Below are 23800 nucleotides of genomic sequence, written 5' to 3'. Positions count from 1 at the left end.
ACAAAAGAAGCTAAATAATTTAAATGTTACTAAAAAGTACCTATAGCACTTTAAAGTACGTACTTTTTATCATGTTGAATATGTTCCATAATAGCATACGTAAGAGGGAAATGAGTAGTACGGTACTAAAAAGTGCCTATGTTACTTTTTGGTACCTATCGTACTTTAAAGTGCGTTCTTCAAAAAAAGAGTGAAGCCATTCATAATAGCATATATGAGCAGTAAAGTTATGTTTGTAGAAGATAAAAAGGCCTTTTTATCATACTATTATGATTGGATTTCTTGCATTAAGGAGGAGTTCAATTGAATTCATATACAGTACCTTCTTCGGCAGTACAGACGAATCGAAGAAGTATGTTTGCTTTATTAGCACTAGCAATTAGTGCGTTTGGAATTGGTACAACCGAATTTATTAGTGTCGGTTTATTACCATCTATTTCAGAGGATCTACATGTTTCTGTTACAACAGCGGGTTTAACCGTTTCTTTATATGCGTTAGGAGTAGCATTTGGTGCTCCAGTATTAACGTCATTAACAGCTAGTATGTCGCGAAAGACGTTATTAATGTGGATTATGATTATTTTCATTATTGGTAATGGAATTGCGGCAGTGGCAACAAGTTTCACTGTGTTGCTTATCGCAAGGGTTGTATCTGCGTTTGCGCACGGCGTTTTTATGTCGATCGGATCCACAATTGCGGCTGCGCTTGTACCAGAGAATAAACGTGCGAGTGCAATTGCATTTATGTTTACTGGTTTAACCGTTGCGACCATTACAGGTGTACCAATTGGAACGTTTATCGGTCAACAATTTGGCTGGAGAGCTTCGTTTATGGTAATTGTGGCAATTGGGATTGTTGCTTTAATCGCCAACAGTATGCTAATTCCTTCTAACTTAAAAAAAGGTACGTCTGTATCATTTCGCGATCAATATAAGCTGATTACGAATGGAAGACTATTACTTGTATTTATCATTACTGCATTAGGGTACGGGGGGACATTCGTAACATTTACGTATTTATCTCCGTTATTACAAGAAGTAACAGGATTTAAAGCAAGTACCGTCACGATTATTTTGTTAGTGTACGGAATTGCAATTGCGATTGGGAATATGGTCGGCGGAAAATTATCAAATCATAATCCGATTCGAGCATTATTTTACATGTTCTTTATTCAAGCAATTGTATTATTTGTTTTAACATTTACAGCACCGTTTAAAGTTGCTGGACTCATCACAATTATTTTCATGGGACTATTCGCATTTATGAATGTTCCAGGGCTACAAGTGTATGTCGTTATATTGGCTGAACGATTTGTACCTAGCGCTGTTGATGTAGCATCCGCGATTAACATTGCAGCATTTAACGCAGGAATTGCTCTTGGTGCTTATTTGGGCGGTATTGTAACAAACTCGTTAGGATTAATTCATACAGCTTGGGTAGGCGGAATTATGGTAGCAGGGGCTGTTATGTTAACGGCGTGGAGTATGACATTAGAAAAAAGAGATCAAGTGAAATAAGGGAGAGATAATATAATGAAACATTTACAAAGTACAACAACATTGCATAACGGTGTAGAAATGCCTTGGTTCGGTTTAGGTGTATTTAAAGTAGAAGATGGACCGGAACTGGTAGAGGCTGTGAAATCGGCGATTAAAGCAGGATACCGCAGTATCGATACAGCTGCGATTTATGGAAATGAAAAAGCAGTTGGAGAAGGGATTCGGGCTGGTATCGAAGTAGCTGGAATTTCAAGAGAAGATTTATTCATTACTTCAAAAGTGTGGAATGCAGATCAAGGATATGAAACGACACTTGCTGCATATGAAGAAAGCTTAAAAAAATTAGAGCTAGATTATTTAGATTTATATCTTGTTCATTGGCCTGTGGAAGGGAAATACAAAGATACGTGGAGAGCGTTAGAAACACTTTATAAAGAAGAACGCGTACGTGCAATTGGCGTAAGTAACTTCCAAATCCATCACCTAAAAGACGTACTGGCAGGTGCAGAAATGAAGCCGATGATTAACCAAGTGGAATATCACCCTCGTTTAACACAAAAAGAATTACAATCGTTCTGTAAAGAGCAAGGTATTCAAATGGAAGCATGGTCACCACTTATGCAAGGTCAATTGTTAGATAACGAAACATTGCAAGAAATTGCTGATAAGCATGGGAAAACGACAGCTCAAATCATTTTACGTTGGGATCTTCAAAATGAAGTTGTAACAATTCCGAAGTCAACGAAAGAACATCGAATCATTGCAAATGCAGATATATTTAATTTCGAATTAACGAAAGAAGATATGGAGAAAATCGATGCGTTAAATGAAAATCACCGCGTTGGTCCAGACCCTGATAACTTTGATTTCTAAACTTATAGTGGAGAGGAAGAGTGCAAAACAGTTTGCGCTCTTTTTTGTTTTGCTTATGCATAAAAAAAACTTCTAACTAAATAATAAACAGTAGTAAATTTGTTATTTCATAAGGGGTTGTAAACATGAATATAAAACGATCGTTCAAGCTAATAGCTGTTTTTTTAAGTGTTTTATTTGTGTTATTTCCGCTGCAAAAAGCATTCGCGGAAGTTATGGATCATACAAAGTATCAGATGGACTGGAGTTATAGTAAATCAAAGAAGAAACCAATTCGAACAGAGCTTATTAAAACAGCAGATGGTAAAATTGCCTTTTGCTTAAATGTAGATTTGAAATCTCCGAGTGGTCAAGATTTACCCGAAATGGGAAAAGTGGATATTAATGTGTATCGTGTACTATTAAATGGATACCCACAAAAGAGCCCACAAGAATTAGGTGTTTCTGATTGGAGAGATGCACATTATGCAACGCAGCTTGCAGTATGGGATGCGTTAAAGCAAATTGATATTAACGATTTAGAGTTCCGTAATAAAAATGTAGAAAAAGTAACGAAAGACATCGTTGCAAAAGCAAATGCTAGTGAAGAATTACAAGAAATTACGATGAGTGTCGTACCGTCAGAAGAACAACAAGCAGTATTGAAAAATGATTTCTTTGAAACAGGTTTATATACAGTAGAAACAAATGCGAAAAGCGGAACGTATAAAGTGCAAGCAACAGGTGCACCGGCGGGCGTGAAATTCGTAAATGAAAAGGGCGAAGCGAAAACGGAATTTAATGTAGGAGAAAAGTTCCGTATCTTAATTCCGAAACAAACACCAGCTGGTGGATTTAGCTTTAAAGTAATAGGGAAATTAACGAAGCTACAAGGGATTGCACATAAAGGTACACCGACAATTCAAAATGCAGTCGTATTACTTGAGCGAAGTGAAGAAAAAACAAGTCCGGAATTATCGGTAAGTTGGAAAACAACAAATGGTCATGATAATAATAAACCACATACTCCAAATGAACCGCACAAACCGAATCAAAAGAGATAACGAAAAAGCATTGGCGTGTGCCAGTGCTTTTTTATATGAATGGTAAAATTATATTAGAAAAGTTATATGTAGGATAGAAGCACTGTTTATACAGTCGTAGTTTTATTTAGAAATAATATAAGTATATTAAAATTCAAACGTTACAATTAATGGATTGTATTCACGGAATTGTAACATTATTCTAATTGAAAAGGCTATCAAATAAAGTAGAAAGCGTGTAAAATTCATTTGGAAAAACTACCTATAGATGGTCATATATGAAGAAAATGTAAGATTCTATTTGTTATTTACAACTTTAGATGTATAGATGACAATACTGAAATATATCTTTTACTATTCTCTTTTTATGTAGAGAGAACTCATCACAAGTAGAGGGAAGTGAGGAGGATACAGTGCATAAAAATTTTATAATGTAAGAAAGCGAATACATTGAGAGGGATGCGGTAGTAATTGATACAGGTGCGCGAGGTGTTAGTCTATTCATTAAATGTTTTTATGAAAATAATAGGATGTCTTATTAAATGAATATATAGGATAGTTTCTCTAAATAAAGGAATAGGGGACACAGATTATGTCGAAGAAAAAGACGAGTAGGGTATTAGTAGCTGGTGTTTGTTTAGCTACGTTATTAACGCCATATGGATTTGAATTGCCTAAGGTGTATGCAGAGATGACGATTGAAGATAAGGATAAACAGCAAGAAGAGCGAGTGTATCAATTGCTGCCAAAAGGTGATGTAGAAGGGATGCGTGAGTTGCATCAGCGGCGAATGAGTTTTTCTCCTTATGAACCAACGGGCGTTTATGTAAAGCCAGGTGAAGAAGTAGTTATTCAAGTAGAAGGGACTCAACAGATTAAAGCTTATATTGGTACATATTCTTATGAAAAAGAAGAACCTAAACAATTCAATTTAAATCCTGGTGAGAATAAAATTTCTTCTCCAAATGGAGGACTATTATACTTTTATAATTATCACAACACAGGAGAAGTAGTGGCTAAGGTGAAAAAAGGTGGTACACCAAATCCTTTATTTATTTTAGGTAAACATACGACAGAAGATTGGAAACGTATGTTGAAGGAATCACCGAATCCATATGCAATCGAAATGAAAGGAGAAAATAGTTTACTAACTATGCATCCTGAGACTGTAGCGGAGCATTTAAAACAAGAAGATCCAGCTGCGTTATTAAAGAAACATGATGAAATAATTAACATTGAGCATAAAATATCAGGATTATCAAAAGATGGTGTGGGTGTTGCGAATCAAGGTAAACATTCCATTCATTTTGTTGAAGACTGGTATACGGACAATTATATGTATGCGACGTATTATCGAACAGCTTATAGTAAAGGGAATTTAGAGTCAGTACTAAATCTAGAAGAGTTAACTAATGATGGCTGGGGACCTTGGCATGAAGTGGGACATCAACATCAACAGAACACTTGGTTATGGGATGGACTTGGAGAAGTAACAGTTAATATTTATTCTTTGGCAGTTCAAACTACATTCGGGCACAAAACAAGGTTAGAACAAGAGGGACGCTATGAAGCTGCATTTGCTTATTTAGGTAAACCGGATGCACAAGAGAAGATGAATGTATTTGAGAAATTAGTTATGTTTTGGCAGTTACATTTAGCTTATGGGGATCAATTCTATCCGAATTTACATCAAATGTATCGTTTGTTACATGATACAGAACTGCCTAAATCTGATGAAGAGAAAAAGCAGATGTTTATTTATATGACGTCAAAAGTGGCGGGACAAAATTTAATTCCTTTCTTTGATAAATGGGGATTAATTGCAAATGATGCTACGAGAGAAAAGATTGAAAAATTAAATTTACCAAAATTAGAAAAAGAAATTTGGTTATCTACAGATAGCAATCCAATTCGTGAAAAACAAATTGAGTTATATGAAATTCCATATGGCGAGCCAAATAATGAAAAAATACAAAATGTAGTAATCGGTACTACATATGATGAGAAAAAAGCAAAGGAACTTGTACAGAATTTAGGAGAAGGTGTAAAGACAACAGGTGTGATTATGCAAGATAAGCCTGAAGTTGGAGAAAAAACTGTAAAAGTAGAAATTGTAGATGGAAAAGGAAATAAGAATTTCATTCCAGTTGCAGTGAATGTTGGATATGGTGATAGCCTACTTGTATATGGATTGAACTATACCGGTGAGGGAGACTTGAAGTCAACCGTAACCCTACATCATGGTGCGAAAAAATTTAGTGCAACAGATACAAAGAATTTAATTCACGATTACTTTAAAGATGAAAAGTATTTTGAGTTCACACTGTACGATAAAGAAGGAAAAGAGAAGAAAAATGTAGCGGTAAAAGGCTTGGAGAATACGAAAGCTTTTGCTAAGGAAGTAAATGGACTTTCATTTGAGTACGGAGATGTGGTGAAAGTATACCATGCAGAATCTTCTCGCTTACATTGGTACCAAAAAGACGTATATGCGGGAGAAGGGAAAAATAAAGAAATAAAGGAACTATTCTTCAAAATTACTGAGAACGGATTTGAAAGATTAGAGTCCTTGCAAGAAGTAACAGCAAAACCACAACAAGTAGTAGTCGGAACAGAAGTAGAAAAGCTAGAAGCGAAAAACTTTGTTGAAGTAAAAGATGGAGAAGTAATGGGCTTTGTAGAAAAACCAACTACATCAAAAGTCGGAAAGCAAACAGTAAAAATAGAAACGAAAGACCGTTTTGGAAATAAGCAAGTGACAGAAGTACCATTAGAAGTGATTTATGGAGATAGTATCGCATATGTAGGATACAACGATGAAATCGCTTCGGTTGTAACGTTAGAACATGAAAAGAAACAATTACATGCGACTGATATGGATAGACCAATTCATCAGTATTTTAATAAAGAGCGTTACATGGGAATCACGTTATATGGTGGAGAAGGAAAAGAGAAAAAACATGTAACAGCAGAAGGGCAAGAAACTTCAAAGAACTTTGCGGAACAAGTGAATGGTATGCAGTTTGAGTATGGAGATGTAGTGAAAGTATTCCATGCGGAACCAACTCGTTTGAAATGGTATCAAAATAATAACCTTACTGGTCAAGGGGAGGAAGAGGGAGTAAAAGAACTATTCTTCAAAGTGACAGAAAAAGGTTTTGAGAGAATGGATACTTTACAAGAAGTAAAAGCAGTGCCACAAAAAGTAGTAATCGGAACAGATGCTGCAACATTAGATGTAAAAAACTTTGTTGAAGTAAAAGGTGGAGAAGTAATTGGTTTTGTAGAGAAACCAGATACAAAAAAAATCGGTGAGCAAACAGTAAAGGTAGAAACGAAAGATCGTTTTGGAAATAAGAGAGTGACAGAAGTGCCGTTAGAAGTAATTTATGGAGATAGTTTAGTATTTAAAGGACTTAAGCATGGTACGGATATTAAATCGGTTGTAACGATGCAACATGATCAGAAAAAATTTAGTGCGACAGCTGATCCAAATCAAGCGCATTATTATTTTAAAGAAGAGACATATTTTGAATTTACATTATTAGATCAAGAAGGAAATGAGAAAAAGAAAGCAACTGTAAAAGGTGTTGAAAATGCGGAAGAATTCGCAAAATCGATTAATGGGTTAGCGTTCGAGTACGGTGATGTTGTTAAAGTGTATCACGCAGAATCAGATCGCTTTAATTGGTACCAAAACAATAACTTTGTCGGTCAAGGTAAGGAGAAAGTAGAAAAAGAATTACTTTTCAAGGTAACAGAACAGGGATTTGAAAGAATGGAAGCCCTACAAAAAGTAAAAGCAGTACCACAAAAAGTAGTAATCGGAACAGATGCTGCAACATTAGATGTAAAAAACTTTGTTGAAGTGAAAGACGGAGAAATTGTTGGTTTTGTAGAAAAGCCAAATACATCAAAAATCGGCGAACGAACAGTAAAAGTAGAAACGAAAGATCGTTTTGGAAATAAGCAAGTGACAGAAGTACCATTAGAAGTGATTTATGGAGATAGCATTATGTTCTTTGGTACAGGTTATAACGGAAGTAATATCAAATCGGTTGTCACATTAAATCATGAAGAAAAGAAATTAAATACAATAGGTACAGAAGGCCCGACTCATTCTCATTTTATAAATGAGAAGTATATGGGGTTAACTGTATATGACCAAGAAGGTAAAGAAAAGAAGCAAATGATACTAGAGGGAACGGAAAATACAAAAGCATTTGCAGAGCAATTTAATGGAATGTCATATGAATATGGTGACGTAGTAAAAGTATATCAGGCGGAATTCGATCGCTTTAAAGTATATAAAAAGAATGAACTAATAGACACAAAGTACGGTGTGAATGAAGTGTTCTTTAAGATTACAGAGCAAGGTTTTGAGAGAATAGGAGCTTTGCAAGAAGTGAAAGCAAAACCGCAAAAAGTAGTAATCGGAACAAATAGTGAAACATTAGATGCGAAAAACTTTGTTGAAGTAAAAGATGGAGAAGTAATCGGTTTTGTAGAAAAACTAGATACATCAAAAATCGGAAAACAAACAGTAAAAGTAGAAACGAAAGATCGTTTTGGGAATAAGCAAGTGACAGAAGTGCCGGTAGAAGTAACATATGGAGACAGTCTAGTGTATCAGGGGCTAAGTAATAGTGTTCGTTCAATTGTAACGTTTAATCATGAAGAGAAGAAATTACATGTCACACATACGAATGAACAAATTCATAGCTACTTTAAAAATGAGCTATACATGGGAATTACGTTGTATGATGGAGAAAGAAAAGAGAAAAAACATGTGACAGCAGAAGGGCAAGAGACTTCAAAGAATTTTGCTGAGCAAGTAAATGGAACTTCATTCCAATATGGAGATGTAGTGAAAGTGTATCATGCAGAATCAGATCGTTTAAGCTGGTATAAAAAGAGTGAGTTCGTTGGAAAAGGAGATAAGAAAAAGTTTAAAGAAATTTCCTTCAAGATTACTCCAAATGGTTTAGAACAAGTACAATAATAGAAAAAGCTCGTAAAACATAACGTTTTACGAGCTTTTTCTATTATTCAGCTTCAGAAACTACTGTGAAGCGTTCGTTTACGTGTTTTGGATTTTCAACTTCATCAAGTGCTGCGACTGCGAAGTCTTCATAACTTACGTAGCTATCACCTTTTGCGTTCACAAGAAGATTGTCTTTACCAGCTGTATAAGAACCAGTGCGTTTTCCTAATGCGAATAGTGCAGAAGGGCTGATGAATGTCCAAGTGATGTCATTTGTTTGTTGCAAGATTTCTAGGTTTTTACCTTGGTTTTGAGCTGTTGCAAGGTATTCTTTCGGGAAGCCTGGTGTATCAAATACACGTGTTGTTTTCTCTTCGTCTACAAATAAGCTTCCAGCTCCGCCAACTACAAGTAATTTTGTATTTGGTGCACCTTTCATCGCTTCAATTAGTACATTTCCTGCATCTATGTGAAGGTGTTCTTCGCCTGCTGGAGCGCCGAATGCATTTACAACTACGTCAAATGCTTGCAAGTCGTTAGATGTAAGAGTGAATACATCTTTCTCTAAAACTTTTACGTTTTCTTCTGTAATTTTTGCAGCGTTTCTTACGATTGCAGTTACTTCATGTCCGCGATCTAATGCTTCTTTTAAAATACGACTTCCTGCTTTGCCAGTTGCTCCGATGATTCCGATTTTCATAATAAATCCCTCCAAAATGTTTTGTTAAGTGTATATCTGAAATTAAATGAATGTATTGTAATTAGGTTTGTTACAACCTGATGTAATCATTATAGTTACAGGTTATCATTTTTGTCAATGGGGTTGTTTGTAGATTTATTTTTTTGTTTTAGTATGTACAGTTGGAGAGAAGAGAGTCATAAAAATATTGTTGCTTTATAAACCTCTAACATTTGGAAATCGTAAATTGTCGAAAAATGTTGATTTTTGAATATTTTTTAAATATAATTCATTTTATGAATAAAAGGAGGGGTTAATTGTATGAATATGTTAGAGCAATTCGTTTCATCAACGAATACAATTCTTTGGTCATATATTCTTATTGCAATGTTAATTGGTTTAGGTCTTTATTTTTCTATTAAATTGAAATTCGTACAAATTACTCATTTAGGGGAAATGGTTCGATTAATGAGTGATGGATTAACTGGGAAGACGCGTAAAAAAGGTAGTGTATCTTCGTTCCAAGCATTTTGTATGAGTTCAGCGGCTCGTATTGGTATCGGGAACTTAGCTGGCGTAGCGTTAGCTATTTCTATGGGAGGACCTGGAGCGGTATTTTGGATGTGGGTGATTGCGATTATCGGTGCATCTTCAAGCTTCGTAGAAAGTACGCTTGCACAAATTTATAAAGTAAAAGATGGCAGTGGCTTCCGTGGTGGTCCTGCTTATTATATGGAAAAAGGTTTAAATAAACGTTGGATGGGAATTTGGTTCTCTATCCTTATTACAATTAGTTACGGTTTAATTTTTAACTCAGTACAAGCGAATACAGTAACATTAGCGTTTGAAAATGCATTTGGTTTAGAGCGCTATATTGTTGGAATTGCATTAGCTGCATTAGTTGCAGTTATTATTTTCGGTGGTGTGAAAAGCATCGCGCGTATGTCTGAAATGATTGTTCCGCCAATGGCGCTTATTTATATTGCGGTAGCTATTTTCGTTGTTATTAAAAATTATTATTTAATACCGGACGTGTTTACAGAAATCTTTAAAGGGGCATTCGGTTTAGATTCAGCTGTAGGTGGCGGTATCGGTGCTGCAATGAAGTTTGGTATTCAGCGTGGCTTATTTGCGAACGAAGCAGGTATGGGTAGTGCGCCGAACGCTGCAGCAACAGCAGATGTAACGCATCCAGCAAAACAAGGATTTATTCAAACAATTGGAGTATTAGTAGATACATTTTTAGTATGTACATCAACAGCATTTATCGTACTATGTTCTGGTGCATACAAAGCAACAAATTTAGAAGGTATTGAGTTAACGCAAAATGCATTAAGTTCACAAATTGGTCCGTGGGCAAGCAGTTTCTTGGCAGTTATTATTTTCTTATTTGCGTTTAGTTCACTTTTAGGAAACTACTATTATGGTGAAACGAATATTGAATTTATTAAACAAAGTAAAACGTGGTTAACAATTTACCGTATTGCGGTAGTTTCAATGGTGTTATTCGGTTCTGTTGCGACACTTCAAGTTGTATGGAATATGGCAGATTTATTTATGGGTCTTATGGTAATGACAAACTTAATTGCGATTACACTTCTTGGGCGATTCGCATACGCTGCCTTGGCGGACTATGTAAGACAAAAGAAACAAGGAAAAGATCCGGTGTTCAGTGCAGATTCTATTTCAGGTTTAACGAATACAGAGTGTTGGGATAAGCCGGTTGTAACGGATAAAGAAAAAGCAGTATGATGAAAAGATGAGTATCGAGCTGAATTCGATACTCATCTTTTTTGTTGTAATTCGGTTTGTTTTTCGTGCTATTTTCAGTATAGAAATAATCAGTTGAATAGGTGTAGGGATGCTTGTGCTATTTTCCTCGTTTTAGTATAGAAAAAACGAGCATGTTACATATGGTAACAATTACATGTTAGAAAATCTAACATCTTTTTGTCGAAAATTGTTGATTGTTTAAAGTTTTTAGAATATAATCTTCTTATTGTGAAGAAGAGGGGGCAATGCAATTATGGATTTTTTAACTAATGTAATTGGGGATATAAATAATGTCCTTTGGTCATATATCATTATCGCGATGTTAATTGGGTTAGGACTTTACTTTTCATTTCGTGTGAAATTTGTCCAAATTCGTTACTTCGGTGAAATGATTCGATTGCTTGGGGATGGGGCAAGTTCGAAAACGAGGAAAGCACAAAAAGAGAAGAGCGGTGTATCATCGTTCCAAGCTTTTTGTATGAGTACAGCTTCTCGTGTAGGTACTGGTAACTTAGCTGGTGTAGCTATTGCAATTTCAGCAGGTGGACCAGGAGCAGTATTTTGGATGTGGTTAATTGCGGTAATTGGGGGTGCTTCTGCATTTGTAGAGAGCACATTAGCGCAAATTTATAAAGTAAAAGATGGGAATGCATTCCGTGGTGGCCCAGCGTATTATATGGAAAAGGGTTTAAAGAAACGCTGGCTAGGGGTTGTCTTCTCTGTTCTAATAACAGTTAGTTTCGGATTAATTTTCAATGCCGTGCAGTCAAACACAGTAGCGGCAGCTTTTGATGGAGCATTTAACACAGATGGTAAGTTTGTAGGTCTATTTATGGCTGGTTTACTGGCAATTATTATCTTCGGCGGAGTAAAACGTATTGCGCGTGCGGTTGAAATGATTGTTCCAGTAATGGCAATTATATATGTAGCAGTGGCATTATTCGTTGTTGTAACAAACATTACGGCAATTCCGTATGTATTTAAAGAGATTTTCTTACATGCATTTGGAATTAAAGAAGTAGTAGGCGGGGGATTAGGAGCTGCGATTTTACTAGGGGTAAAACGTGGATTATTCTCAAATGAAGCTGGTATGGGTAGTGCGCCGAACGCAGCTGCGACTGCAAACGTAACGCACCCAGTTAAACAAGGTTTCATTCAAACTTTAGGGGTATTTACAGATACATTATTAATTTGTAGTTGTACAGCATTTATTATTTTATTATCAGATGTGCCTGGAGCGGCTGATTTAAACGGAATTCAATTAACGCAACAAGCATTAAGTCAACATATCGGACCGTGGGCTTCTATATTTGTAGCAGTGGCAATCTTCTTGTTTGCATTTAGTTCATTAGTAGGTAACTACTACTATGGTGAAACAAATATTGAATTCTTAAATGGAAGTAAAGTGTTACTAAATGTTTATCGAATTGCGGTACTTGGTATGGTTATGTTAGGATCTGTAGCAACAATTCAAATCGTTTGGGATTTAGCAGATTTATTCATGGGAATTATGGCTGTTATTAACTTAGTGGCGATCGTATTCCTTTCTAAGTATGCTTTCGCGGCATTATCAGATTACGTTAAGCAAAAGAAACAAGGAAAAGATCCAGTGTTCTATGCGGAGTCTATTCCAGGTTTGAACAATACAGAGTGCTGGGACAAGCCAGCAGTAGCTGATAAAGAAAAAGCAGTATAATGAGGTGAGCATCAAGTGAAACTTGATGCTCATTTTTTGTTTTATCCTGCTATTTGTGAGGGCTGATTAAAGTTTACTTTACAAGGTAAAAGACGAACATTCATGTATGGTTTATAATAAAATGTAATTTTTTAAAGAAAAGTGCGGATATGAGTTGCGATTTATGTTAGAATGGAAAATGCCTTTGAAACAAGAGGTTTTATGATCTTTTCTATCCGATTGAAGGTTTTGGAGGAGAAATGGAAAGTTCGGATTATTTCTTATTTTGAATGGTCAGACGTTCAACGTTAATGAAGAGTTAAATGGAGGATTTTATTAATGAAGTTTGTTATGTTTCTTGTAGGATTGCTCGTTGTATTCGTACTCGGTTTTCTTATAAGTGCCGATCGAAAGAAGATTAAGTATAAACCAATCGCAATCATGCTTGTTATTCAGCTAGTGTTAAGTTATTTCTTATTAAATACGCAAGTTGGTTATATTTTAGTAAAAGGAATTTCAGATGGATTTGGCGCGCTTCTTGGATATGCGGAAGCTGGAATCGTTTTCGTATTTGGCGGTCTTGTTAATAAAGGAGAGGTTTCATTCTTCTTAACAGCGTTATTACCAATCGTATTCTTTGCCGTTTTAATCGGAATTCTGCAACACTTTAAAATTTTACCGATATTTATTCGTGCTATTGGTACGTTGTTAAGTAAAGTAAATGGTCTAGGAAAACTAGAATCCTATAACGCAGTAGCAGCTGCCATTGTTGGACAAGCGGAAGTATTTATTACGGTAAAAGATCAATTAAGTAAAATCCCAAAACATCGTTTATATACATTATGTGCATCTTCCATGTCGACAGTATCAATGTCAATCGTTGGTTCTTATATGAAAATGATCGAACCGAAATATGTAGTAACAGCACTTGTATTAAATTTATTTAGTGGTTTCATTATTATTCATATTATTAACCCGTACGATATTACAGAAGAAGAAGATACACTGAAATTAGAAAATAAGAAAAAACAGTCATTCTTTGAAATGCTAAGTGAATATATTATGCTTGGTTTCACAATCGCGATCACAGTAGCGGCAATGTTACTTGGTTTCGTAGCGTTAATTACAGCAATTAATAGCTTGTTTGACTCAATGTTCGGAATTACATTCCAAGCTATTTTAGGATACATTTTCTCACCATTAGCATTCGTAATGGGTATCCCGCAAGCAGAGATGGTAACAGCGGGACAAATTATGGCAACAAAATTAGTATCAAACGAGTTTGTTGCGATGCTTGATCTTGGAAAAGTAGCTGGCGATTTATCAGCTCGTACAGTTGGTATTCTTTCTGTATTCCTTGTATCATTTGCGAACTTCTCATCAATCGGAATTATCGCAGGTGCAACGAAAGGTATCGATGAAAACCAATCAAATGTTGTATCATCATTCGGTCTACGCCTTGTATACGGTGCGACATTAGTAAGTATTCTATCAGCGATTATCGTTGGTGTTATGTTATAAAAAAAGAGGGTCCTAGCTCATAGCTAGGGCTATTTTTTATGGTAAATTTGCATGAAAAAACCAATTATTTAGGAATATATTAACATATAAAAATCTTTTAAAATTTATATTGCATTCTGGTTAGATAACGCTTACAATTTGATTTGTAGGTGGTATCAATTTCAGACTTTCAAGTATGGTAGGAGAGAAGAAGCTACCTTTTATAAATTGCAATTTATGTAAACGCTTACTGATTTTAGATAACAGTTGAATAGTATTTAGGGGTTTTAAATTTTTTTAACATCAATGGTCAGACGTCATTCGTTATACGTTATACGACCGATAACTCGTGGGAGAAGTGGAGGATTCACATATGAAAATCGTAATGTTTCTAGTCGGTTTACTTGTAGTATTTGTACTAGGGTTCCTTATCAGTTCAGATCGTAAGAAAATTAAATATAAACCAATTGCACTTATGCTAGTCATTCAATTGGTACTTGCGTATTTCTTACTAAATACAAAGGTCGGATTTGTATTAGTAAAAGGGATTGCAGATGGGTTTGGCGCTATTTTAAAATTTGCGGAAGCAGGGGTTAATTTCGTATTTGGTGGTCTAGCAAATGATGGACAAGCACCATTCTTCTTAACAGTATTATTACCAATTATTTTCTTAGCAGTACTAATTGGGATTCTGCAACACATTAAAGTATTACCGATTATCATTCGTGCAGTCGGTTTCCTATTAAGCAAAATTAACGGTTTAGGAAAACTAGAATCATATAATGCAGTAGCAGCTGCAATCGTTGGTCAAGGTGAAGTATTTATTACAGTAAAAGATCAACTAAGCAAATTACCGAAAAATCGTTTATACACACTTTGTGCATCTTCCATGTCAACAGTATCGATGTCAATCGTCGGCTCTTATATGAAAATGATTGATCCAAAATATGTAGTAACAGCACTGGTACTAAACTTATTTAGCGGATTCATTATCGTTCATATCATTAATCCATATGAAGTAAAAGAAGAAGATGATATTTTAGAATTACAAGAAGATAAAAAACAAACATTCTTTGAAATGTTAGGCGAATATATTATGCTTGGTTTCTCTATCGCTGTAACAGTAGCGGCGATGTTAATCGGTTTCGTAGCATTAATTACAGCAATTAATGGTGTATTCGATTCGATTTTCGGAATCACATTCCAAAGCATTTTAGGATACGTTTTCTCACCATTGGCATTCGTAATGGGTATTCCAACATCAGAGATGCTACAAGCAGGACAAATTATGGCAACGAAATTAGTAACGAACGAATTCGTTGCAATGCTTGATCTAGGAAAAGTAGCTGGTGATTTATCAACTCGTACAGTAGGTATTTTATCTATCTTCCTTGTATCATTTGCGAACTTCTCATCTATCGGAATTATCGCAGGTGCAACGAAGAGTATCGATGGCAAACAAGCAAACGTTGTATCATCATTCGGATTAAAACTTGTATACGGTGCAACGTTAGTAAGTATATTATCAGCGATTATCGTTGGGGTTATGCTTTAATAAAACAAACGAAGTCGTTTATCTCTCGCCTAGAGGGATGAACGACTTTTTTATTTTGGTATGATAAATAATGCAGAGAGGGGGAATTAGGGTGAAAGAAGCGGATAGTTTAAGGGAGTTTGATGAGATTATAGAGAACATTAATCAATTAACTGGAGAAGATGCTAGAGCGTTTTTGAAATTCATACATGGGTATTTAAGCATAGTAGAAGAAGGGGATGGGACGTTTACTCATAGTGACTTTGTTGAAAAGGTTTCAGGGCTTTATAAGAAGGATTTGGCAAAGTTGATTAAGCTGAGAGAAGAAATAAAAAAATCACCTTAATACATTCATTAAGGTGATTAAAATACTACTCAGCTGGAGGTGTAAACGTACGCTTCTCTAATTCAGCATCTAGCATAAATAATGCGTTTGAATCGCTTGTAATACGTTTTAATTTTTGGATGATGCTATCGAATGAAGCTTCTTCTTCAACTTGCTCATCGACGAACCATTTTAAGAATGTAATTGTTGCGTGTTCACGCTCATCCCAAGCGATATCAGATAAGTTGTAAATGCGTTTCGTTACTTCACGCTCGTGCTCAAGTGCCACTTCAAAAGCGTTCAGTACAGATTCATATTCGTTATTCGGATTATCAAATCCAGTAACAATAGCGCGCTCACCGCGGTCGTTAATGTAGTTGTAAAGCTTCATTGCGTGGAAACGTTCTTCTTCAGCTTGTACAAGGAAAAAGTTAGCGAATCCATCATAGCTCTCAGATGTACAGTAAGCAGCCATCGCCATATAAGCATGGGCAGAGTAAAATTCAAAGTTCATTTGATCGTTTAATGCGTCGTGCAATTTTTTAGATAACATAAAATCCCCCTTAGTATTGTGACAAGAATATTATACCATAATTGATAATATTCTCATTTTGATGTCTCGAACCTTTTCGAAAGCTTTGTGACGTGAGCCTCCATAATGTCTTGTAAATCTAAATCATATTTTTGTGAAAGAATAATAAGGTTGGATAGTACATCACCAAGTTCTTCTTTTAGTTCTTGTTTTAGCTCTTCTTCTGTTTTCACTTTTTCGTCAGGACGATCACGGCCGATTTCGATTGCGCGAACAACGCGTGAAACTTCCCCAACTTCCTCTGTTAAGAAATTTAAGCGAATAAAGGAATTATACTGTGACCAGCTTCGTTTTTCGTAAAATTCCTCCACCCATCTTTGAAATGCGACGATATCCATTTCTTCCTCACCCCTTCAATATGTTGTACAATATTCATTGTATCATAACAATATATAGTTTCGGGGTGTAGGAATGAGAAAGATTTGTGTGTTTGCAGGTTCCAATTTAGGGGAGAGACCAGAATTTAAAGAGCAGGCAATAGCGTTAGGGAAAATGTTTGTTGAAAACGATTATGAGCTTGTATACGGTGGTTCTTGCGTTGGATTAATGGGAGAAGTAGCAAATGAAGTTCTTCGTTTAGGCGGGCGTGTAACAGGTGTTATGCCGCGCGGTTTATTCCGAGGAGAAATTGTACATACAGGGTTAACAGAACTAATTGAAGTAGAAACGATGCACGAACGTAAAGCAAAAATGGCAGAGCTTGCGGATGCTTTTATTGCACTGCCAGGCGGATACGGAACGTTTGAAGAGCTATTTGAAGTAGTATGTTGGTCGCAAATTGGTATACATAATAAGCCGGTTGGTTTATTGAACATAAAAGACTTTTACGGACCAATTTTGCAAATGGTTGAACGTGCAGCAGAAGAAGGGTTTATGAATCCATCGAATAAAGAGTTGATCGTTTCAGCTGAGACGGCAGATAAACTAATTCATGCAATCCAAAATTACGAGCGCCCCGTTTTAGGAACGAAGTGGAAGCAGCTATCATAATACAATTTTATAGATATTATTGGAAACACATGTCATTTTATCCCGCTTTAATGGGCAGTAAGACCCCCACCTCAAAATTCAGCGAAAGCAAAGAAGTTAGGTGGGGGATCAACTGCCCATAAAAGTCCGATTGGTGAGGGCTGATAATCAGTGGGGGATGAAGAAAACCCCCACTGATTAAAGTTTCACTGTATCTTGAAAAGGCATGTGTTTTTAATTTGGTTAAATATGTTAATGTTTAGATATGCTGTTTTGAGAAAAGGAGAAATAGATGGAGGAGTTCGTATTTTTAAGGCCGATTTTTAAAAGTATTTTAGCAGCATCTATACTTGTTATGCTAATTGTTTCAACACAGAAGAAAGAGCTAATTAATGAATTTTCGCTTTGGTTTATTTCGATATTGTGTATAGGTGTTTCAGCGATCACGTTGTTTATGACTGGGTTTATCGTTGATGAGTATGATCTAGCTGGGGATGTACAGAGTTCTAACATGTTTATTGCGATTGGTTGTATTAGCGGTTTGAATTTTATTATTTACTATAGACGGCAATAAAAGAAGGCATTCCGTATTACTTTGGAATGCCTTTATCACTTTGATTACTTTGTTTTTTATACAGGTACCAGCCACCCCAGCCGCCACCAATTGCTACAACAACGAGGAAAGCATAGTCTTTAACCTCGACACGTATATTGAAAATATTAGCTATAAGTAAGAGAATCCCAACTGTTATTAACGCAAAAAATGCTCTAATTAAGTAGTCTTTCAACTGAACCACTCCCGCCATTTAAGTAGTAAATGATGAATATGGAAAAGCTTTTTTGGATCTATTTTATTAAAGGGTGTTTCCTATATTTTAACATAAAAGAGATTGTAATATATTGATAAAAGTAGAGGAGAGGGTTGCTAATATTGTCGTGATTTGTCGGTAAGTCGATATCCTATGTCGAATCGTCGATATAATGAAAAAATCGTTGATATATTGTGAGTTATCGTCGATATATTTGAAAAATCGTTGATATAATTTCATGTACCAACATGTGCGACCGCTCCATAGAAAAAAAGCGACTCTGGACGAGCCGCTTCCGCTTTTAATAATATCCAGCTCCAGCGGCTAGAACAGTCGGTTGTTTCACTCCTTCATTCGAGGCAAAAAGCGCCTCGTAATCAGGAGTTCCAACACCCTTCTGTTCTAAACGAGCCGCTTCCGCTTTTAATCTATCCAGCTCCGGTGACTAGAACAGTCGGTCATTTCGCGCCTTCCTGTGAGGCAAAAAGCGCCTCTTCGTCAGGAGCTCCAATGCCCTCCTGTTCTGAGCAAGTCACCTCCGCTTTTAAATCTATTATTGATTCAAGAAAGCACGTAGCATCCAAGCGTGTTTTTCTAGTTCTGTGTAGATGCCTAGTAGTAGGTCAGATGTCATTTCGTCATCAGAGTTTTGAGCAATTTCCATGCCTTTTTTCAGTTCGACTAGCATCATTTCGTAGTCTTTCATGATTGCTTCAACCATTCCTTCTGCAGTTTCTCCGTATGCTGCTTCTTGAATAGTAGAGATTTCTAGGTATTCTTTCATTGTTGCTACTGGTTTACCACCAATTGCTAAAATACGTTCTGCAATTTCATCGATGTGAGTAGCTGATTCTGTGTATAGTTCTTCGAATTTCTCATGTAATGTGAAGAATTGAGGTCCTTTTACGTACCAATGGAAGTTGTGTAGTTTTGTGAATAAAACGCTCCAGTCTGCTACTTGTTTGTTTAATACTTCGATTACTTGTTTGTTCATTATGATCAATCTCCTTTTGAGTTGTTATGTTATATCAATTACTAATTTATAATTATTATAATCTAGTAATTTGTATAAATCAACCCTTTTGCTGGAATTAATTTGAACAAATTATGAACTGTTGTAAATAAAAATCCCTATTACGGTGAAGTAATAGGGATTTTGTTTTTATATATAGTTTTTGTTCTAAACGAGCCGCATACGCTTTTAATGATATCCAGCTCCAGCGGCTAGAATCTCCGGTCATTTCGCTCTCTCGCTCGAAGCAAAAAGCGCTTCAAGGTCGAGAGCTTAAAGTGTCCTGCGATTCTGGACGAGCCGCTTCCGCTTTTAATTATTACACAGCCTTGTGTTTTTCTTCTACGTTCTGTCCATCCCAGCATTCTGTATTCTGTAAGCCAGGGATAGAGCTTGCAACGAAAACAGGATCTTTTCCTTGTTTCTTTTGCTTCAAATAGTCTACTAATGCTGCATAAGCAAATTTGCTTAGGAATGAGATGGCAATTAAGTTTGTGAATACCATTAGTCCCATGAATAAATCAGCTAAGCTCCAAACTGTTTGAAGGGCAGCGATTGATCCGAAGAACACCATTCCGACAACTGCGATGCGATAGATCATTAACCATGTTTTGCTTTCTTTAATGAATGCGATATTTGTTTCACCATAATAGTAGTTTCCTAGTAAAGAACTGAAAGCGAATAGGAAAATAATAATCGCTAAGAAAGTGCTTGCCCACGGTCCGATTTGTGAACTTAATGCTTGCTGTGTTAATTCAATACCTTGTAAGTTTGTTCCTTTGTAAAGTCCAGAACATAATACGATAAATGCTGTTGATGTACATACTAAGAATGTGTCTACGAAAACTCCTAATGCTTGAACAAGTCCTTGTTTTACAGGGTGAGATACATCTGATGTTGCTGCTGCGTTAGGAGAGCTACCCATACCTGCTTCTGTTGCGAATAGCCCGCGCTGAATTCCGAACTTGATTGCTGCTCCAATACCACCAGCGATGGCTTGGTCTAAACCGAATGCACCATTAAATATTTCCATAAAAATGCTTGGTAACATAGTGAAGTTGTTAATAACGACAAAAATTGCCACACCAATATAAATAATTGCCATTGGAGGAACAATCATTTCTGTAATACGTGAAATACTTTTTATACCACCAAAAATAATAACTGCAACTAATAAAGCTAATAGAGCTCCTACGATCGTTCGCTCTAATCCGAAAGCATTTTCAAATGCAATTGTTACTGTGTTTGCTTGTACAGAATTGAAAATCAATCCGTACGCAACTGTAATAAGAAGTGAGAACCAAACACCCATCCAGCGTTTGTTTAACCCTTTTTCCATGTAATATGCTGGTCCACCACGGAACCTGCTTCCATCTTTTACTTTATAAATTTGCGCGAGCGTACATTCTACGAAACTAGTAGCTGCTCCAAGAATTGCGATAAACCACATCCAAAATATTGCGCCAGGTCCACCCATGGAAATGGCTAATGCTACACCAGCTAAGTTTCCGATACCGATACGTGCTGCTGCACTTAAGCAAAATGCTTGGAATGGGGAGATGCTATCTTTCTTTTTTTCTTTTCGATTAAATCCTTTACTAATTAAACTGACCATCTCACCGAGATGAGTAATTTGGACAAATTTTAATTTAAAAGAGAAATAAAGACCGAAGCCGATTAGCATTGCAATAAGAATATATGACCATAAAATATTATTCGTTACCTCAAGGAATCTGCTAAAGATATCAACCATATAATACACTTCCTTTTTTCCGTAATAAGAAAATTATATGCAAAAAATATACGAGAATCAATTTTTCTAAAAAATCATGTTACTTAAACGTATTATGTGTTATGATTATGTTACATCGTAATATTTTTAGAATTATTTACATTTAAAAAAACTAAATGTAAAGCGAGAAAGAGGAGATAATTTGAAAGAAGAATCTTTATTGAAAATAAGCCTTCAAAGTTTGCAAATGAGGAGTAATGTATTTTTGTTATTACATTTTTAAGTATCTGTTTAGGAGCCGCTTATTATTACGATAAAAGATTTCCAAATCACAAATATCCTGAATGCATGAAAAAAAGACAGAAAAACAGAAAATTCAAATAAAAAATTATTGAGGAGGAACTAAACATGAATATTAGAGAAAGTGAACTTCCGGGTATTGGTTATAAGTTTCAAGTTGTTACGAAAGGGAACGAAAAAATGGTGATTGTCATTCATGATGATGGACGTAGAGAAATGTACCACTTTGATTCAGACCATGAAGAAAGCATCTCAAGTATTTCATTGCGTGACTCAGAGGCAAGACAAATTGCAGCAATATTAGGTGGAATGGTATATAAGCCTAGAGCATTAGAAAATGTTGAGATGGTCTTTGAAGGTTTAGCGATTGAGTGGTTTAAAGTGGAGAATGCAGCTCCAGCAATCGGAAAAACAATCGGTGATCTTGAGATAAGAAAAACATATAGCGTAACGATCATTGCAGTTATGAAAAAGAATATGAAAAAGCTATTTAATCCAGGTCCAGAAACGGTAATTGAAGAAGGCGATATGCTTGTAGTTTCTGGTGAGAGAGAAGAAATTAAAAAAATTATTAATGAGTTACTTTCGAATAGGGGGACTGACTAGATGGATACTTTAATTTTTGAAGTTGGTACAGCGTTAGTATTAGTTGCAATTGCGGCAGTCATTGCTGGAAAGTTTAAATTCTCAGTAATTCCTTTTCTAATCGTTCTTGGGATGTTAGTAGGGCCGCACGCGCCGACAATAGGTGTTATCGATCTCAAGTTTATTGAAAGTGCAAGTGTCATTTCCTTCCTTGGACGGATTGGCGTTCTGTTCCTTCTGTTCTATCTAGGACTAGAGTTTTCGATGAAAAAACTAATTAAATCTGGACGTTCTATTGCGATTGGCGGAACGATCTATATTTTAATTAACTTTTCACTTGGATTATTATACGGGTTTATAATGGGGTTTCCTTTACTAGAAATCTTAATTATTGCGGGGATTATTACGATTTCTTCTAGTGCTATCGTTGCAAAAGTGTTAGTGGATTTAAGAAGAACTGGTAATAATGAGACCGAATTAATTTTAGGAATCATTATGTTTGAAGATATATTCCTTGCTGTGTATTTATCAGTTGTTTCTGGCTTAGTTCTAGGTGATCACGCTTCCTTCTTAGGTGCCCTTACTTCAATTGGAATTGCTTTAGGTTATATGCTTCTATTCTTTATCGTGGCTAGGAAGGCGACACCGTTATTAAATAGATTGCTCAATATTAGTTCAGATGAAATTTTTATTATTGTAGTATTTGCTTCGTTATTCTTTATTGCAGGTTTCTCGGAAACAATTCACGTTGCCGAAGCAATCGGAGCACTTCTTTTAGGATTGGTTTTCTCTGAGACAGAGCATAGTGACAGAATTGAACATCTTGTTGTTCCATTTAGAGATTTCTTCGGAGCTATTTTCTTCTTTAGTTTCGGATTAAGTATTGATCCGTTTTCATTAGGCGGAGCGATATGGTTAACGTTAGGTGCCGTCCTTATTACAATCATCGGAAACTTTGTAGCAGGGATGATTGCAGGACGACAAGCTGGATTATCTCATAAAGCGTCAACAAATATTGGATTAACAATCGTTTCAAGAGGAGAGTTCTCCATCATTATGGCCAATATCGGCATCGCCGGTGGTTTAATGTCAGTATTGAAACCATTCTCAGCACTATACGTGCTTATACTATCCATCTTAGGTCCACTTTTGACGAAAGAGTCAAAGAGTGTATATAAATTTTTAAATAAAATCTTTAAGTGGGATACGAAGACTAAATAAGTTTTTAACAATTGATGTGTAAAATCGCATTTTATATAGCATGATCGTAAAGGAATCTATAGTTAAATAGATTCCTTTTTTTGCGAGGAATTAATAACGGCTTGTTATTTGTTAGGGAAGGATATGTTTAATATTTTACATATTGTGGCATACATATAGGAAAAGGGAGTTTGGAAAGGGGATTATAGAAAAATGGAACTCCAGTTTCAAAATGTATATCAACAGGTGGAGAATTGGTATGTGTTGGATTCGGAGCTTCCTTGGGATGTCAAAAGACTTAGAGATGATTTGTTTTCACTGATTGAAGTATGTAAAACGCCAGTTATTTTTTGTGATACGTGTGATGCGAATTATGTGCTTCTATCACTAGGAGAAGAAGAAGAGGAATTTTTATTCCCAGTAGGTGGTTTTTATCATAAAGAAAAACAATTAATTTTTGTTTGCATATGGGAAGAGTATGAGCAAGTGCTCAAAACACTACTACATGAATTTCGCCATGCGATGCAACATAAGGACGGTGTTTTATATGTTGAAAATGAACGATATGAAGAGAGATGGATTGAGAAAGATGCGTGGAATTTCGCGGAGAGGAAGTTAGATGAATATAAAAATAGAAAGTTAATGTAAAGCATAGTGGAGAAATGGCGCTGTGCTTTCTTTGTTACTTACCAAAAATAAGCGATTGACTTTTATAAAGTTTAGTTCTAAACTAATG

At 35.8% G+C, this 23800-nt stretch carries 20 protein-coding genes and 1 pseudogene; 15 read left to right on the top strand and 6 right to left on the bottom strand.

All coding sequences use genetic code 11. The features are described from left to right. The first annotated feature begins 354 nt into the window (after nt 1-354). The 4 genes from ACTFOB_RS12735 (at nt 355) to ACTFOB_RS12720 (ending at nt 8397) form a co-directional block, all read left to right on the top strand. Nucleotides 355-1518, top strand: a complete 1164-nt coding sequence (locus ACTFOB_RS12735; protein WP_440026400.1) for an MFS transporter — start codon at nt 355-357, stop codon at nt 1516-1518. 12 nt (nt 1519-1530) lie between these two features. Beyond that, nucleotides 1531-2373, top strand: coding sequence for an aldo/keto reductase (locus ACTFOB_RS12730; protein ID WP_440026398.1), 843 nt, complete (start codon nt 1531-1533; stop codon nt 2371-2373). Nucleotides 2374-2498: 125 nt separating this feature from the next. Continuing rightward, complete coding sequence (locus ACTFOB_RS12725) at nt 2499-3416, top strand: thioester domain-containing protein (RefSeq protein WP_440026254.1); 918 nt, start codon at nt 2499-2501, stop codon at nt 3414-3416. A gap of 571 nt (nt 3417-3987) precedes the next feature. Next, entirely contained in the window at nt 3988-8397 is a 4410-nt protein-coding gene (locus tag ACTFOB_RS12720) for a putative mucin/carbohydrate-binding domain-containing protein (RefSeq protein ID WP_440026252.1), read from the top strand. 43 nt (nt 8398-8440) lie between these two features. Here ACTFOB_RS12720 and ACTFOB_RS12715 read toward each other — a convergent pair whose 3' ends face one another. Then, nucleotides 8441-9079, bottom strand: coding sequence for an NAD(P)-dependent oxidoreductase (locus ACTFOB_RS12715; protein WP_440026250.1), 639 nt, complete (start codon nt 9077-9079; stop codon nt 8441-8443). Between the two features lie 300 nt (nt 9080-9379). Between ACTFOB_RS12715 and ACTFOB_RS12710 the strand changes: the two genes are divergently transcribed. The 5 genes from ACTFOB_RS12710 (at nt 9380) to ACTFOB_RS12690 (ending at nt 15886) form a co-directional block, all read left to right on the top strand. Continuing rightward, nucleotides 9380-10810 carry an alanine/glycine:cation symporter family protein gene (locus ACTFOB_RS12710; protein WP_440026248.1) on the top strand — a complete coding sequence of 477 codons (1431 nt, stop codon included), beginning with the start codon at nt 9380-9382 and terminating at the stop codon, nt 10808-10810. Between the two features lie 274 nt (nt 10811-11084). Continuing rightward, on the top strand, nt 11085-12527 hold the full coding sequence (locus ACTFOB_RS12705) for an alanine/glycine:cation symporter family protein (RefSeq protein WP_440026246.1): 1443 nt from the start codon (nt 11085-11087) through the stop codon (nt 12525-12527). 318 nt (nt 12528-12845) lie between these two features. Then, entirely contained in the window at nt 12846-14027 is a 1182-nt protein-coding gene (locus tag ACTFOB_RS12700; protein WP_016085638.1) for a NupC/NupG family nucleoside CNT transporter, read from the top strand. A gap of 352 nt (nt 14028-14379) precedes the next feature. Further along, nucleotides 14380-15561 carry a NupC/NupG family nucleoside CNT transporter gene (locus ACTFOB_RS12695; RefSeq protein WP_061678975.1) on the top strand — a complete coding sequence of 394 codons (1182 nt, stop codon included), beginning with the start codon at nt 14380-14382 and terminating at the stop codon, nt 15559-15561. A gap of 91 nt (nt 15562-15652) precedes the next feature. Then, the gene (locus ACTFOB_RS12690; protein WP_440026243.1) at nt 15653-15886 is read left to right on the top strand and encodes a hypothetical protein; all 234 of its coding nucleotides are present in this window, start codon (nt 15653-15655) and stop codon (nt 15884-15886) included. Nucleotides 15887-15911: 25 nt separating this feature from the next. On the opposite strand, the gene ACTFOB_RS12685 is transcribed toward ACTFOB_RS12690, so the two are convergent. After that, nucleotides 15912-16418, bottom strand: coding sequence for a ferritin (locus ACTFOB_RS12685; protein ID WP_061678977.1), 507 nt, complete (start codon nt 16416-16418; stop codon nt 15912-15914). 53 nt (nt 16419-16471) lie between these two features. Then, the gene (locus ACTFOB_RS12680; RefSeq protein WP_048528217.1) at nt 16472-16795 is read right to left on the bottom strand and encodes a MazG nucleotide pyrophosphohydrolase domain-containing protein; all 324 of its coding nucleotides are present in this window, start codon (nt 16793-16795) and stop codon (nt 16472-16474) included. Between the two features lie 88 nt (nt 16796-16883). Here ACTFOB_RS12680 and ACTFOB_RS12675 point away from each other — a divergent pair, with 88 nt between their 5' ends. After that, nucleotides 16884-17447, top strand: a complete 564-nt coding sequence (locus tag ACTFOB_RS12675; protein ID WP_175879143.1) for a TIGR00730 family Rossman fold protein — start codon at nt 16884-16886, stop codon at nt 17445-17447. 271 nt (nt 17448-17718) lie between these two features. Beyond that, nucleotides 17719-18000, top strand: coding sequence for a hypothetical protein (locus ACTFOB_RS12670; RefSeq protein ID WP_440026241.1), 282 nt, complete (start codon nt 17719-17721; stop codon nt 17998-18000). 16 nt (nt 18001-18016) lie between these two features. Here ACTFOB_RS12670 and ACTFOB_RS12665 read toward each other — a convergent pair whose 3' ends face one another. The 3 genes from ACTFOB_RS12665 to ACTFOB_RS12655 all read right to left on the bottom strand — a co-directional run bounded on the left by ACTFOB_RS12665 (nt 18017) and on the right by ACTFOB_RS12655 (nt 21000). Beyond that, on the bottom strand, nt 18017-18214 hold the full coding sequence (locus ACTFOB_RS12665) for a hypothetical protein (protein ID WP_000656314.1): 198 nt from the start codon (nt 18212-18214) through the stop codon (nt 18017-18019). Between the two features lie 574 nt (nt 18215-18788). Then, nucleotides 18789-19229 carry a Dps family protein gene (locus ACTFOB_RS12660; protein WP_001041892.1) on the bottom strand — a complete coding sequence of 147 codons (441 nt, stop codon included), beginning with the start codon at nt 19227-19229 and terminating at the stop codon, nt 18789-18791. 337 nt (nt 19230-19566) lie between these two features. Continuing rightward, on the bottom strand, nt 19567-21000 hold the full coding sequence (locus ACTFOB_RS12655; protein ID WP_440026239.1) for an alanine/glycine:cation symporter family protein: 1434 nt from the start codon (nt 20998-21000) through the stop codon (nt 19567-19569). A gap of 181 nt (nt 21001-21181) precedes the next feature. Between ACTFOB_RS12655 and ACTFOB_RS12650 the strand changes: the two are divergent. From ACTFOB_RS12650 to ACTFOB_RS12635, 4 genes and pseudogenes are all read left to right on the top strand, one after another. After that, nucleotides 21182-21363 (top strand): annotated as a pseudogene (locus ACTFOB_RS12650) (hypothetical protein). Between the two features lie 24 nt (nt 21364-21387). Beyond that, nucleotides 21388-21885: a cation:proton antiporter regulatory subunit gene (locus ACTFOB_RS12645; protein WP_440026238.1), complete on the top strand. Its 498-nt coding sequence runs from the start codon at nt 21388-21390 to the stop codon at nt 21883-21885. Further along, complete coding sequence (locus ACTFOB_RS12640) at nt 21886-23085, top strand: cation:proton antiporter (protein ID WP_440026236.1); 1200 nt, start codon at nt 21886-21888, stop codon at nt 23083-23085. Nucleotides 23086-23277: 192 nt separating this feature from the next. Next, nucleotides 23278-23712: a DUF3920 family protein gene (locus ACTFOB_RS12635; protein ID WP_440026234.1), complete on the top strand. Its 435-nt coding sequence runs from the start codon at nt 23278-23280 to the stop codon at nt 23710-23712. The last annotated feature ends 88 nt before the right edge of the window (nt 23713-23800 follow it).

This window comes from Bacillus cereus group sp. MYBK79-1, from assembly GCF_051915365.1.
GTDB lineage: Bacteria > Bacillota > Bacilli > Bacillales > Bacillaceae_G > Bacillus_A.
The sequence above is the reverse complement of the archived record's forward strand: the minus strand, read 5'-3'. Positions and strand labels throughout refer to the sequence as shown.